The organism is Rhodococcus sp. Eu-32 (assembly GCF_003336925.1).
Lineage (GTDB): Bacteria > Actinomycetota > Actinomycetes > Mycobacteriales > Mycobacteriaceae > Rhodococcoides > Rhodococcoides kyotonensis_B.
In genome coordinates, this window is sequence record NZ_QGNK01000010.1 from 100,727 (window position 1) to 113,920 (window position 13,194).

The 13,194-nt window shown below is 65.4% G+C and carries 10 protein-coding genes and 1 pseudogene; 5 read left to right on the forward strand and 6 right to left on the reverse strand.

Translation table 11 applies throughout. From position 1 onward, the window contains the following. Nucleotides 1-78: 78 nt before the first annotated feature. Both DK926_RS14150 and DK926_RS14155 read right to left on the reverse strand, forming a co-directional pair. A complete protein-coding gene (locus DK926_RS14150; RefSeq protein WP_114330950.1) occupies nucleotides 79-2,379 on the reverse strand; it encodes a pyruvate dehydrogenase in 2,301 nt (766 codons plus the stop codon). Nucleotides 2,380-2,458: 79 nt separating this feature from the next. Then, nucleotides 2,459-3,373, reverse strand: coding sequence for a DUF4436 family protein (locus DK926_RS14155; protein WP_243636802.1), 915 nt, complete (start codon nucleotides 3,371-3,373; stop codon nucleotides 2,459-2,461). Between the two features lie 272 nt (nucleotides 3,374-3,645). Between DK926_RS14155 and DK926_RS14160 the strand changes: the two genes are divergently transcribed. Then, nucleotides 3,646-4,371 (forward strand): hypothetical protein, encoded by a 726-nt coding sequence (locus tag DK926_RS14160; RefSeq protein ID WP_114330951.1) that lies wholly within the window; start codon nucleotides 3,646-3,648, stop codon nucleotides 4,369-4,371. Here the strand turns inward: DK926_RS14160 and DK926_RS14165 are convergent. From DK926_RS14165 to DK926_RS14175, 3 genes and pseudogenes are all read right to left on the reverse strand, one after another. Beyond that, the gene (locus DK926_RS14165) at nucleotides 4,339-5,556 is read right to left on the reverse strand and encodes a GGDEF domain-containing protein (RefSeq protein ID WP_114330952.1); all 1,218 of its coding nucleotides are present in this window, start codon (nucleotides 5,554-5,556) and stop codon (nucleotides 4,339-4,341) included. The two genes, DK926_RS14160 and DK926_RS14165, sit on opposite strands and share 33 nt — an antisense overlap. Before the next feature lie 72 nt (nucleotides 5,557-5,628). Then, nucleotides 5,629-6,714, reverse strand: coding sequence for an Rv1355c family protein (locus tag DK926_RS14170; protein ID WP_114330953.1), 1,086 nt, complete (start codon nucleotides 6,712-6,714; stop codon nucleotides 5,629-5,631). Nucleotides 6,715-6,858: 144 nt separating this feature from the next. After that, nucleotides 6,859-7,158, reverse strand: a pseudogene (locus DK926_RS14175) (helix-turn-helix domain-containing protein); the annotation flags it as partial. A gap of 162 nt (nucleotides 7,159-7,320) precedes the next feature. Here DK926_RS14175 and DK926_RS14180 point away from each other — a divergent pair. The 4 genes from DK926_RS14180 to DK926_RS14195 all read left to right on the forward strand — a co-directional run bounded on the left by DK926_RS14180 (nucleotide 7,321) and on the right by DK926_RS14195 (nucleotide 12,086). After that, nucleotides 7,321-8,154 (forward strand): methyltransferase domain-containing protein, encoded by an 834-nt coding sequence (locus DK926_RS14180; RefSeq protein WP_114330954.1) that lies wholly within the window; start codon nucleotides 7,321-7,323, stop codon nucleotides 8,152-8,154. A gap of 154 nt (nucleotides 8,155-8,308) precedes the next feature. After that, complete coding sequence (locus DK926_RS14185) at nucleotides 8,309-9,661, forward strand: MCE family protein (protein ID WP_114330955.1); 1,353 nt, start codon at nucleotides 8,309-8,311, stop codon at nucleotides 9,659-9,661. 82 nt (nucleotides 9,662-9,743) lie between these two features. Further along, nucleotides 9,744-11,075 (forward strand): DUF3533 domain-containing protein, encoded by a 1,332-nt coding sequence (locus tag DK926_RS14190; RefSeq protein ID WP_114331015.1) that lies wholly within the window; start codon nucleotides 9,744-9,746, stop codon nucleotides 11,073-11,075. Nucleotides 11,076-11,156: 81 nt separating this feature from the next. Further along, the gene (locus DK926_RS14195) at nucleotides 11,157-12,086 is read left to right on the forward strand and encodes an aldo/keto reductase (protein WP_114330956.1); all 930 of its coding nucleotides are present in this window, start codon (nucleotides 11,157-11,159) and stop codon (nucleotides 12,084-12,086) included. Nucleotides 12,087-12,097: 11 nt separating this feature from the next. Here DK926_RS14195 and DK926_RS14200 read toward each other — a convergent pair whose 3' ends face one another. Then, nucleotides 12,098-13,120, reverse strand: coding sequence for a LacI family DNA-binding transcriptional regulator (locus DK926_RS14200; protein WP_114330957.1), 1,023 nt, complete (start codon nucleotides 13,118-13,120; stop codon nucleotides 12,098-12,100). Between the last annotated feature and the right edge of the window lie 74 nt (nucleotides 13,121-13,194).

The following is a 13,194-nucleotide window of genomic DNA, read 5'->3' on the forward strand; positions in this document are numbered from 1 at the left end:
CAGTACCTACTTGGTCGGCATTCTGCTCATGCCGTGGTCTGCTGCCTCCGTTCCGTCCACTGAGTGAACGCGTAGTTCTCAGCCGACGAGGTCCAGAGCGGCGCCGACGATGCCGTCGGCGTCGATCCCGTGGTAGCGGTAGACATCGTCGAGCGATCCGACCTGGCCGAAGCCGGTCACACCCAACGACGTTCCGCGCACTCCGCCGATGCCGAAGAGGAACGCGAGCGTGTGCGGGTGGCCGTCGAGGACCGTCACCATCGGGGCCTGTCGCGACGCGGGGAAGACCTGGTCCAGGATCCACGTCGGCGCGTCCGACAGCCCGCGCCGAGCCTGAACGGCGTCGAACAGCAGCCCTGGACTCGTGACGCACACGACGCAGGCCGCCTTTCCCATCTCGGCGAGACGATCTGCAGCGACGAGGGTTTCGGTCATCATCGCGCCCATTCCGACGAGGACGACCGCGGGATCGGGACTGTGCCGCAGCACGTATGCGCCTGCGACGACGTGGCGCCGTCGTCGCTCGCGGGCCGCGCGGTCGGTCGGCACCGCTGCCAGTGTCTGATCCACCGGACGCGTCGACAGTCTCAGGTACGACGAGATGCCGTCCGGACGGCCGAGTCGCGAGATGCTCGCGAACAACGTCCATTCCGTGTCGATGGCGAACGCGGGTTCGTAGCTGATGCAACCTGGTTGCTCGAGCCCGATCGACGGCGTGGTGATGGACTGATGCGCGCCGCCCTCGGCAGCGAGAGTGACGCCCGAAGGCGTCCCGACGAGGATCGACTGTCCTCCGGCGTAGATACCGTACGACCACGGTTCGAGCGCGCGTTCGACGAACGGGTCGTACAGCACGCCGATCGGAAACAGCGGCTGACCCCATCGGCTCCATGTGGCACCCAGCTCGCCGATCAGTCCGACGAGGTTCGTCTCGGCGATTCCGAGTTCCATGTGTCGGCCCGTCGGATTCTCGCGCCAATGCATGATCGTCTCCGCGTCGTCGTCGAACCAGTCACGTCGCTCGGTGGGTGACCAGACCCCGACCTTGTTCAGCCACCCCGCCAGGTTGGTCGTCGAGGTGACGTCGGGGCTGACCGTCACCACCCGCTGGGCGACGTCGGGGGCCTCGCGCGTCAGATCCAGCAGCGCTCGGCCCAACGCCGCCTGTGTGGTCGAGGTGCCCGACGGAGTCCTCCCCATGTCGACGGGCACCGAGGGCGGGGGAGTCGGGCGAACGTCGTCCCGTCGCAGGGTCTGCGCACGGGCGGTGCAGAGCGCGGCCGCGTCGCTGCCGTCGTCGAAGCGCCGCCACGGATCGGAGACGTCTGTGCCGAGTTCGCGTGCCAGATCGTCGTACTGTTCGACGGTGAGCAGCGACGAGTGGTTCTGCGGGTGACCCTCGGTCGGCAGTGCATGCCCTTTGATGGTGTACGCGATGACGACGGTCGGCCGAGTGTCGTCGATCTGCGAGTAGGCGAGCCTCATCGCATCGATGTCATGGCCACCGAGATTGCGAATCGCGCGGAGCAGCGTGTCGTCGTCCAGATCGACGATCAGTTTCTCGATGTCGGTTGCATCGGCACCCGCGCCGGGGAGTCGCTGACGGACCTGTTCGGCCGTGCAGCGCAGCAGACGCTGGTACTCGGGGTTGGGCATGTCGAGGATGCGAGTCCGCAGCGCATCACCTCCCGGCCGCTGGAACAGCGACTCCAACAGCGCACCGAACTTCACGACGATCACCTGCCAGCCCGCCGCGTCGAACATGCGGCTCAGCCGGTCGGCCGCGATGTTGGGGACGACGCGATCGAGAGACTGCCGGTTGAGGTCGACGATCCACACGATCTCGCCGAGCTCGGCCACCGAGGTGTCCATCACCGCTTCCCAGATCGCGCCTTCGTCGAGTTCTGCGTCTCCGACGAGCGAGTACTGCCGTCCACTGCCGGTGTCGCCGAACGCCGTGTCGACGTAGCGACGCGCGATCGCGCCCCAGATCGGTGCAGTGGCACCGATTCCGACGGAACCCGTCGAGTAGTCCACGGGATCGGGATCCTTGATCCTGCTGGGGTACGACTGCAGACCGCCGAACTGGCGCAACGTCGTCAAGTACTTCTCGTCGAGGTCGCCGAGCAGGTAGTTGATGGCATGCAACACCGGCGACGCGTGCGGTTTGACCGACACCCGATCGCCGGGACCCAGCTGCTCGAACCACAACGTCGTCATGATGGTGACCATGGACGCGCACGACGCCTGATGCCCGCCCACCTTCATGCCGGACGGATTGGGTCGAATGCGGTTGGCGTGATGGATCATCGATGTCGACAACCACAGGACGCGTCGTTCGATCGCCGTCAGAGTCTCGAGGTTCGCTGACGCAACCATTCACCCTCCCAAGCCGTGAAACGGGTCGATGCTTTGCCTTGCGGTCCACAGTAGGCACCGGCGCCGAGCCGGGCGTGATCTAGGGAGCCTGACGCCACCACGCGAGTACGTACATGCCCATCGCGGTGACGAGACCTGCGACGACCCACAGCACCACCGTGTAGTCCACCCACGATCCGATCGGCGGACTACCGGGAAACAGGTTGCGCAGCGGCAGAACCGCGAACAACATGACCGCGAACCAGGTCACCATCGGCGGCTGGAACTTCTTGCGTTCACGGACGGTCTGCACGGTCACGAACAACGCGCACACCGGCAGCACGAGTAGAACGACGCACAGCGCGAGGGCGAAGATCACCGAGCCTGCGGTCCTGTTCGCCGTGACGCCGAACGACTGCGGGGACAACCGATCGGGATCGTCCGCTCGAACATTCCATCCGGACAGCGAATCGGTGACCGCGACGTCGGTGGCGATCGGAATGCTGCCGCGGACGGATTCGCTGGTCACCCGAACTGCGACGTCGGCGGCGTCGTGAACGTCGAACGGCCACCGAGTGATGTCACCGTCCGCGTACAGCGTCACCGGTCCAGCCCCCGGCGTCGTTCCCGCGACGTACTCGAGCCGATCACCCGCGGCAAGCGGCGAGACGTCGACGACGAGGTCGTCTTTCAGGTAACCGTCGTCGTCCACGAGATCCTGTCCCGGATAGACGGTCACTCTGGCGTCGATCGAGAAATTCGCGCCGTCCACCCCGACGAAGTCGAGATACACGAGGGCGCCCGACGCGGAAGGTTCTCGGGTATCGAGCGCTCGCGCGCGGTCTCCGAGACCGTAGATCGTCACCACGACCACGTACAGCGCGACCACGAGCAGGGCGATCGACGCAGCTCGCCACGGCTTGCGCTGGGAGACAGCCCCGTCTGTGTCCTGCATGCCCATGGCGCCCTTTCCGGGTCGGACCTGGTGGGGTGCGGTGACACGAGACTCCGACAATGCGAGAGTCTAGCGCCGGCGCTCGCGCGGCGGGGTCGGAATACCCTGAACAGCAATGCGATTCGTGCGGCCTCGGGACCGGCACCGGCGAAAATCGGCCTCTCGTACCCGTTCTGCGGATACTCGATGGACAGGCATCTTGCGCGCGCACGTTGTACAAGGTGGTCCCGGCACAGAGAATTGACCGCGGTGCCTGTTTTCATGGGCAAGCACCGACATTCACACGTTTTTCCCACCGATCCGCTCGGAGCGGTTCCTCGAAAGGTCCACAGATGAGTTTCTCGACAGTCGACACAGCACCTGCTCGCTCCTGGCGGTACGTCGGGCGCGCCGAGGTGCACGACGCCCTCACCGGTCTCACCCTCGTCCGCACGACACCTCTCGACGACCCGGACCTGTGGTCCGAATACCTCCGCGGGGCGCACATCTCGTACGCGAAGCATGGCGTCGAGGTCGTCCTGGATGCCGACTCGCGGCACCTTGCATCCGAAACGGCGTTGTTCTTCGTGTCGATCGACGGAACCGGCGCCGTCGTCGGCGGAGTTCGCGGCCAGGGCGCATACACGAGTGCCGACCAGTCGCATGCGATGACGGAGTGGGCGGGAAACATCGGCCGCGAACAGGTCCGCGACATGATCGACTCGAGGCTGCGCGACGGCGTCGTCGAGATGAAAACTGCCTGGGTAAACGCCGATTTCGCCGACGCAGGCGCCGTCGCAGGTGCGCTCGCTCGCGTCGCGGTGCCGACGATGGATGCGATGAACGTGCGATGGATCATGGCGACCGCAGCGGAACACGTTCTGCGACGGTGGGAGTCGTCGGGTGGCCGCGTCGCAGAGCACGTGCCCTACGCCGCGTATCCAGACGAGCGGTACCGCACCCGCATCATGTGGTGGGATCGCCGGAGCATCCAGGTCGACGCTCGGCCCGACGTGCTGTCCCGCATGTATCGCGACGCGCGGGCCCTACGACACTCTGCGGCTGCCGTCGCCGCGTGATCTCTCACCGGTCGCAGTACGAGAGTCGGCGGACGCTCTGATGCGTGTGCCGCGCACCGAGTCGGCTCCCCAGGGAATGCGCAGGACACCTGCGTGGCAGGCGTGGTCGCGGCCGGCGCTCTTCGCTGCGTACAGAGCGATGTCGGCCGCACGGACCACCTGGTCGAGGACCGCGTCGATATCCCGTTCGGTGCCGCTCGACCGTGGTGGGCGAGGTTTCGTGCCGGGGGAGGCCTGCTGCAGGTCGACGGTGAGAGCTCCGACGCTGACGGTGACCGTGCAGTCGGACCGAACCCGGTGCAGCACCTTGTCCGCCAGGTTCGTACCAGGTCGACTCGGGGCGAGGACGAGGAACTCCTCTCCGCCGATTCTCGCGACGATCGCGTTCGGTGTTCCGGCGTCGTCCGCGGCATCGACGAGGGCTTGCGCGACTGCAGTCAGAGCGCGGTCACCGGCCGCGTGCCCGTCGGTGTCGTTGACGGTCTTGAACAGGTCGATGTCCACCACCAATGCAGACACCGGGAAGTCGTGTCGGGCGGCCGTGTCCAGCAATTCCTCGGTGAGCGTGAGCAACCCACGGCGATTGACCAACCCGGTCAGCGGGTCGGTGCTCGCCAGTACTCGCAGCTGTTCGTTGATCACATGCAGGGCACGGCGAAGACCGGTGATGAGGACGACGGGAACCAGCACAGCGGTTGCGGCAGCACCGATCGCCACAGCGGTGACCGCCCAGCCCGACGACCCCATGCCCTCGATCGACAACGCCGTGGCCATGGCGACCGACACCGCGGTCAAGGCAATGGTCACGCGCGGCGGCGACCCCGACGCCGCGATGGCAGGCACGATCGCCAACATCGACGTCACTGCCCGCATGCCCGCCGGGTCGGCGATGAGGTAGGCGCACACTGCGACACCGGCCATCCCGCCGAAACCCAGCACGGCGAACTGCTGTTCGGTCAGCCGCCCCACCCGTGCCGCGAACAGCACTGTCACCGCGGTGAAGAGGAGCACACCGATCAGAAGCGGAAAGGCATTCGGTCGCAGGAACGTCGGCGAGATCATCGCGATGACCAGAAGCGGCACGGCGCCGGTCGCGCTGAGGATCACCATCGACGTGCGGGTGTCGACATGCGAACGCCACGAGCTCACCCACGAACGCGGGCGCAACCGGGCAAACACATTCATCGTCGAAACCCTCGAATCGGGAAGTGGACCGAACGAACACTACCTAGAGATCACACGCACGAAGTTAGTCCGCTACGCGGTGTCGGCGTCGTCACCCGATGCGGACTGCGACGGCACGGCGGCGCGTGCCGCGGAATCACGTTGTCGGGCCAGCGGATCCTCACCGGCGCGCAGCAGTGCGTCGAGATCGATACGTCTGCGACCGGACGGGAGTGACTCACCGCGTCCGAACGTCCGTACTGCCGCGGCCACGGCCGCCCCGCCGAGCGCGACATCGCCGCCGAGCTGCGGCCACGCGGACAGAGTCGATCCGATCTGCGGTACCGATGCCGCCATCCGGGCGGTGATCTTCGCGGGGTCGAGGATCGATGCAGCTACTGCCGTCTTCTCCTCGGTAGTCATGGCCGAGAACCGGGCGGGTCCGAGATCCGGCAGAAGTCCGTGCAGCAGCGGTCGGTCCGGGTCGAGATCGAACCTCTCGACGTCGAGCACTCCGCCGTCGCTGGTTTCCATGACCACCGGGATACGCCGTCGGCGTGCGTGCTCGCGGACGAGTAGCTTCACTTCCAACGAGTCGCATTCCTCGATCACCAGATCGAGCCCGTCGACGAACTCGTCGATCGACGCTTCGGTGATGCCGTCGGTGAACACCACAACCGGCAGGTAAGGGTCGATCTCGGCGATGCGACGGGCGGCGAGAACGGACTTGTTGACGCCGAGATCGAACACCGACGCCGGAACCCGATTGAGGTTGGACAGATCGAGTTCGTCGAAGTCGGCCAGCCGCAGCTCACCGCACAACCCCTCGAGAGCGAGAGTATGGGCGATCGCGTGCCCGACGCTCAGCCCCACGACTCCGATCTTCAGACCCCGAAACGTCCGTTGTTCGTCGAGAGTGATCTTGTCCCGGTTGCGGTCCAAGCGAAGCCGGTGGAAACCGTCGGGGCCGAGAACTCGCGCGACGGTCCGGCGCCACGGGTAGTGCACCCAGCGCGCCTGCTCCTCGAGCTCGGTCACCGGCCTCGGGAGCAGCTCTGCCAGCGATCGCCGCTGCTGGTCGACGGTGTCGAGAACCGCGATGGTGGGGTCGTTCAGTAGTTGCCGGGCGTCCTCCTCGTCGCCGCGAACGGACACATCGAACACCCGATGCTCGGCCACCCATACCTCCAGAAGTCACGTCACCGCCCGCACCGATGCGGACACCATCCCGATCATTCCGTACGCAGCCGAGAAAACGGGTCAGCGCGCGCGGTGCAGTGCGAGGTGTCGTCACGTCAGCGCGTGCGCATCGTCGGCAGTGTCGAGCCAGCGTGCACCCCATGCTCCCAGCGCGTCGACGACCGTGCGCAGATCTCGCCCGGACTCGGTGAGTGCGTAGTGGACGTCGTCGTCGACGACGCATTTCTCGACGATCCCGGCAATGGACAACCGATGCAGTCGTTTGGACAGCAGCGTCGGCGACATAGTCGGAAGTTGCCGTCGAAGTTCGTTGAACCGCTTGCTTCCCAGAACGAGTTCGCGGACGACGAGGAGTGTCCAGCGCTCGTCGAACAGTTCCATCGCTTTCGCCGCGGGACACAACTGGTGGTAGGTCGCCCCCATGTGCCGGATGTTACGACGGGTCGGCCGGGACCGACAGAGTCGTCCGGTCCTGTTCGCCCGAAGCCCGAGGCGGTACAGATTCAGTACTGGAGGCAGTGGGAGCAGTGCTTTTACCATTCGAAGACAGCATGTCGAGGTAACGAATCGCGAGAGGAGGATGTCATGACCGACTCGATCGACACCATCGCCGCCGACCGTGCGCTGAAGGCGGCTCATCGCTCGATGTGGGCGATGGGTGACTACCCGGCCATTGCAGCCGAGGTAGTGGGCGAACTGGGACCGATGCTCGTCCATGCGTGTTCGATATCGCCAGGACAACGAGTACTGGACGTGGCTGCGGGCAGTGGCAACGTGGCGCTTGCCGCTGCGGCATGCGGCGCGCACGTCGTGGCTTCGGACCTGACACCGGAATTGTTCGACGAAGGACGGCGACTCGCGGCAGAACGCGGACTCACCGACATCGAGTGGCGTGAGGCCGACGCCGAGGCGCTGCCGTGGAAGGACGGCGAGTTCGATGCGGTGCTGTCGTGCATCGGGGTGATGTTCGCGCCGCACCATCGAGCGGGAGCCGACGAGATGATTCGCGTCGCCCGGCCAGGCGCGTCGATAGGGATGGTCAACTGGACCCCCACGGGCTTCATCGGCCGCATGTTCGCCGCACTGAAGCCGTACGCGGCACCGCCCCCGCCCGGAGCGCAGCCTCCGCCCCTGTGGGGTGACGAGGCTCACGTGCGAGAGTTGTTCGGAGATCGAGTCGCCGACCTGCAGTGCACGAGGAAGAAGTTGGTCGTCGACATGTTCGCGGAGCCCGACGGCTTCCTCGACTACTTCAAGGCCAAGTACGGTCCGACCATCGCGGTGTACTCCCGCATCGAGGCCGAGCCGGACAAGGTTCGGGCACTGGACGCAGCCCTGCGGGAACTGGCCGAGCAGTTCTACGACGGAACGTCGATGGAATGGGAGTATCTGTTGGTCACCGGACGTCGCGTGGAGTGACAGCCGACGGGTGATCGTGTGCGTCACATTCTCTTGTAACTGTGACCCAGCGTTACATTAAGATTCGCGGAATGAGCGAACACCCTCTCCTCGTGTCGTCCTGTCGGTCCGCACGACGCTCGGTCGGAATCGGGTCGCGGCCGGGCGTCGCCGCATGATCGAATCTCCGTCACCGCTGAAGCGGCGACTGCTCGGCATGCTCCTGTTCCTCATGATCATCGTGTTCGTCGCGTGGTCGATCACGTCGTACACCAAGACGTTCAAGACGGTCGTCGACGTCGATCTGGTCACCGACTCCGTCGGAAACGCACTGCCCGCCAACGCCGACGTGAAGGTTCGTGGCTTGATCGTGGGGGAAGTGCGATCCACGTCGACGGCCGACGGTGTGGTCACCGCCCGTCTGGCCATCGATCCGGACAAGGCCGACCTCATCCCGTCGGACACGACGGCTCGTCTCTTGCCGAAGACGTTGTTCGGCGAGCGTTTCGTGTCGCTGATCGTGCCAGAAGGCGCGGGGGGAGAGCCGATCACGAACGGCTCCGTGCTGAAGCAGGACACGAGCGGTGCAGCTGTCGAGGTGGGCCAGCTGCTGGACAACCTGCTTCCGTTGCTCGAAGCCGTTCCGCCACAGGACCTCGCGAACACGCTCGGAGCGCTGGCGCAGGGATTGACCGGGCGCGGCAGCGATCTCGGGTTGACGATCGACCGACTCGAGCGCATCTTCGCCGCTCTCGACACCGAATTGCCCACCATTCAGGACGATCTGCGTGGCCTCGCGGATCTGTCGCAGACCTATGCGGACGCGGCCCCGCAGTTGGTGGACGCCCTCGACAATCTCGCTGTGACAGGGAACACGGTGGTCGAACAGCGACCTGCGGTGGACACACTGATCGCAACACTCACCTCGACGGGCGGCACGACTTCGGACTTCCTGCAAGCGAATTCGGACAACCTCGTCGGCATCGCTGCGGACTCCCGTCAAGCGCTCGAGCTTCTGGCCGAGTACTCGCCTTCCTTCGGATGTACGTTCGCGCAGTTCGTTCCGACAGTTGCCGAGGCGCAGAAAGTCATCGGCGTGGGCGACGAATACCGCGGCATCAACGTCACGATGCCGATCGTGAACCCCAAGGGCCGCTACCTGCCGAACCAGGACGAGCCGCGGTTCCTCGACAACCGCGGGCCCCGGTGCTTCGAACCTGCCGATACCGCCGCCGGTGAATTCTTCGGCCAGTACCCGGGCGGTTCCGTGAACGACGGTTCGTACCAGGTCCCGTCGAGAAACCCGGGGCCGCAGGATGTTCCGGAGTTGCCGGCGCCGCAGTACTCCGCGGTACCCGCGGTGTCCGACGCTGCACTGCCGAGTGCCTACGAAGGCTCGGACTTCGAACGCGACACGCTCGCCGTGATCTACGGCGAAGCAGGAGGCGTCGCTCCGGAGGATGTGCCGTCGTGGACGACGACCCTGGGCGCACCCGCTCTACGAGGGGCGGAAGTAGGCTTCCGGTGATCGGCGATCGGTGTCGCCGACCGGCAAGGGTTTGCCGCGTGGTGCACGCGACGGACCTCTCACTGCGTTCGAGGAGTCGTGGATGACAGACGAGAAGCCCGAGCACGGGCAGCACGAGCGATCCGGTGCAGGTGCGCTTCGCGGGCCTCGGCTGTGGATCGCACCTATCCTCGTGGTGTCGGTGCTGATGTCCGTGCTGGCTGCGGTGTACATGGGTGGCATCCTCGATCCGAAGAAGAGCTTGCACGACTTCCCGATCGCTCTCGTCGTCAGCGATGAAGGGGACGTTCTGCCGACGGGTGAACTGGCGAATTTCGGCAACCAGATTCGCGATGGACTGGTTGCAGGGATCGACCCGAACACCGTCGACCTCAGGCAGATGGGGATCGCGCAGGCGCACGACCAACTCGACAGTGGAGACGTGTTCGGCGCCATCGTCATTCCGAGCGACTTCACGAAACGCCTGTCCATACTGGCGCAGGCCAGTGTCGTTGCAGGCGACGTCGACAAGCCTGTCATCACCGTCTACACGAACCCGCGCGCAGGAACCCTCGGCTCGTCGTTGTTCAGCGCGATCGGCGATCAGGCGCTCGGTGAAGCCAATGCCAAGGTCGGACAACAGCTCACGGAGCAGGTGCAGGCACAGCTCGGTGCGACCGAAGCGTCGCCGATCTCGGGCGCCGCTGCACTGACGCTCGCCGAGCCGATCGACATCATCGTCACTCCGCACGATCCACTCCCGGACGGAACCGGCCTCGGCCTTTCTGCGTTCTACTATGCGCTGTTGCTCCTTCTCGCCGGCTTCACGGGCGCGATGGTCGTCAGCTCTCTGGTCGACAGCGTCCTGGGATTCACGCCGACCGAGTACGGGCCGTTCTTCCGTCACACGGCGGCCGCGCCCATATCCCGCCTGCAGACCATGCTGATCAAGTGGGCGCTCATGGCCATCGTCGGCCTGGTGGTGTCGGCCTTGTATCTGCTGATCTCCCACGCGCTGGGTATGCCGTCGTCGCATTCGCTGCTGCTGTGGATGTACGGGGCGTTGGCCATCACCGCGGTCGGCGTGACGGCGGTGTCCATCGTGTCGGTGTTCGGCACGCTGGGCCTCTTGATCAACCTGATCCTGTTCGTCGTTCTGGGGCTACCGTCGGCGGGCGCAACCGTCCCGATCAGCGCCGCACCGAGGATCTTCGGATGGCTTGCACAGTTCGAGCCGATGCACCAGGTCTACCTCGCGGTGCGCGCGATCCTATACTTCGACGCCCGATGGGACGCAGGCCTCGGACACGGAGTGACCATGACGTCGATCGGTATGGCGATCGGTCTTCTGGTCGGTCTCGTCGTCGTTCGCCTCTACGACCGCAAGGGCTTCGAGCGCCGCAACGGTGCTCTCGTGACCTCGAGGGACAATTGATGGGAAGGTCGCTTGTCGGAGCCGCCACGCGCCCTGAATAATCGGGTGCACCACCTCACCTGACTGGAGTCGCGAAAATCCATGCAGTACAACACTCTCGGTAGCACCGGGCTGAAGGTCTCCGCCGTTTCGTTCGGAACGGCGCCCCTCGGCGACATGTTCGGAAATGCCGACGAAACGGCGGCGCTCGATGCCGTTCATCGCGCAGTAGACGCCGGCATCAACTTCTTCGACTCGTCCCCGTACTACGGACAGGGGCTGGCCGAACGCCGGCTCGGTCGCGCCGTCGCCGGAATACGCGACGAGGTATTGATCGGCACCAAGGCAGGACGTAACGGTGCGAACGATTTCGACTTCTCGCCCAGCGGGATTCGCACGAGCCTCGAGCGCAGCCTCGAGCTACTGGGCACCGACTATGTCGACGTCTTTCAACTTCACGACATCGAGTTCGTCTCGCTCGACGGCGTGTTCGGCGACGCCTACGCGGAACTCGCCTCTCTGCGCGACGAAGGCAAGTGCCGGTACATCGGCATGACCGGGTATCCGATGCACACGCTGACCCGCGCGGTGACCGAGACGGACCTCGACGTCATTCTTTCCTACGCCCACTTCACGTTGCTGAACACCGAACTCGAGACGATACTGGCTCCGGTATGCCGCGACAACGACACCGCTGTGATCAACGCGGCCGCAGTCGGTCTCGGTCTGCTGACGCCGGCAGGGCTGAAGATCGATCTGCCGGCTCCACAAGAGATCCTCGACGCAGCACGCGCGGTTTCGGAACTGTGCGCTACCCGCGGCGTGGACGTGTCCTTCCTCGCCAACCAGTTCTCGATACAGCGATCCGGTTGTGCGACAACGGTAATCGGTACGACCAAAGCCAAGAACCTCGCTGCAGCGGTCGACGCCGTCTCGGCGCCCATCGACGAAGAATTGCTCGCCGATGTCCTCGCGATCACCGACGGTGTCCGCAGCACGTCCTGGATCAGCGGTCTCCCCGAGAACAACTGACACCGAACGCGTCATCGCCCCGGCATGTTGTGCGGGGTGATGACGTCGATCTTGGAGCGGACGGTACGGACCGAGCCGGGGAGCGCCCCGTGGAACGTCATGATGGACCGGGCCGCGTGCCGCATGTCCTCGCGCAGGTCGTGGTGCAACACCGCCGTCAGGTGGCCGGTGTGCAGAAGTGCGCGGTTCTCCTGGGCCAGGTCGTGTCCGACGAAAACCTCGCACTCGCGTCCGGCAGCCGAAAATGCGTCGATCACACCGGAATTGCCGCCACCTATGGAATAGACAGCGCGGACGTCCTGGCCTCGCTGCAACTCGGCTGCGACGAGAACCCGAGACGTGTCGTCCAGGCCGTCGGTGTCCGAGATCTCCACGATGCGGCGACCTGGGTCTCGTGCTCGCATCGCGGCACGAAAGCCCATCTCTCGTTCTTCCTCGCCGCGGAAGAAGTTGCGGCTCGTCATGACCAGGACGGCCGCGTCGGACTGCCGTAGCCACTGCGACACCAGATATGCCGCAGTGCTTCCCGCGGCGCGGTTGTCCATCCCGACGTACGCGATCCGATTGCTCGCGGGTACGTCCGTCACGAGCGTCAGAACCGGAACGCCCGCGGCCGTCACTCGATCGATCGCCGCAGCCACGGCAGGTGTGTCCGGAGCTTTCAGGATGACGCCGTGGCTGCCCTTCGCGGCGACGGAGTCCAGGGTCGCGACGAGGTCGTCGACCGGCCAACCCTCCTTCAGATGAAACCGTGCGCGGATGGCCGCGGGCCGCAAGCCCGGAAGCTCGGCCTCGAGGGACTCGCGCACGAGACGGGAGAATCGATTGGGTGTGTCCATCACGACGTCGACCATGAACGTCCGGCCGGAGAGCCTCAGTTGCGTGCGCTGACGATCGAGGTCGGCGATCGCCTGTTCCACCTGCAGGACGGTACCGGCACGCACACCTGGGCGTTTGTGCAGGACGCGATCGACGGTCGCCTCGCTGACGCCGGCTTGCCTCGCGATTTCGCGCACCGGATACGGGTGGGGCATCGGATAACTCCTGAGGGGTTTCGGATGGATCCACGCTGGGTGTCCGTCATGAACATAGCGTCGCGGGCCGCCGC

Coding starts and splice junctions, on each gene's coding strand:
- DK926_RS14150 (WP_114330950.1), bottom strand. CDS start 2,379: ATGGTTGCGTCAGCGAACCTCGAGACTCTGACGGCGATCGAACGACGC.
- DK926_RS14160 (WP_114330951.1), top strand. CDS start 3,646: ATGAGTTTCTCGACAGTCGACACAGCACCTGCTCGCTCCTGGCGGTAC.
- DK926_RS14165 (WP_114330952.1), bottom strand. CDS start 5,556: ATGAATGTGTTTGCCCGGTTGCGCCCGCGTTCGTGGGTGAGCTCGTGG.
- DK926_RS14180 (WP_114330954.1), top strand. CDS start 7,321: ATGACCGACTCGATCGACACCATCGCCGCCGACCGTGCGCTGAAGGCG.
- DK926_RS14185 (WP_114330955.1), top strand. CDS start 8,309: ATGATCGAATCTCCGTCACCGCTGAAGCGGCGACTGCTCGGCATGCTC.
- DK926_RS14190 (WP_114331015.1), top strand. CDS start 9,744: ATGACAGACGAGAAGCCCGAGCACGGGCAGCACGAGCGATCCGGTGCA.
- DK926_RS14195 (WP_114330956.1), top strand. CDS start 11,157: ATGCAGTACAACACTCTCGGTAGCACCGGGCTGAAGGTCTCCGCCGTT.
- DK926_RS14200 (WP_114330957.1), bottom strand. CDS start 13,120: ATGCCCCACCCGTATCCGGTGCGCGAAATCGCGAGGCAAGCCGGCGTC.